The sequence below is a fragment of the Mesorhizobium sp. M1A.T.Ca.IN.004.03.1.1 genome (assembly GCF_003997555.1).
In the GTDB taxonomy this organism is placed as follows: Bacteria; Pseudomonadota; Alphaproteobacteria; order Rhizobiales; family Rhizobiaceae; genus Mesorhizobium.
Window position 1 is genome coordinate 1 of the sequence record NZ_RZTV01000640.1, and the last position, 256, is coordinate 256.

A 256-nucleotide genomic window follows, 5' to 3' on the forward strand; every position below is an offset into this window, starting at 1 on the left:
ATCATCCCTTGAGCGAACTTGCCGACCGAGGGCGAGAAGATCGGCGCGCGGTCGAGCAGGCCGTGCACGGTCATCTCCGGCACATGTTTATGGGTCAGCGGCAGGCCGTAGAGGAAATGCGGTGCGGTGATCGCATCCGGGTGATCCGGGTTCTCCATCTGCGCGATCATCTGCTTGCCGCCGCCGGTATAACCTGAGACCGCGTTGACCGTGACGGGATAACCGTCCGGCAGAATGCCGGCGGCGCGCAGCGGCC

The 256-nt window shown here is 64.8% G+C and carries 1 pseudogene; it reads right to left on the reverse strand.

The annotated features are described in order from the left end of the window. Positions 1-256, reverse strand: a pseudogene (locus EOD29_RS33205) (N-acetyl-gamma-glutamyl-phosphate reductase); the annotation flags it as partial.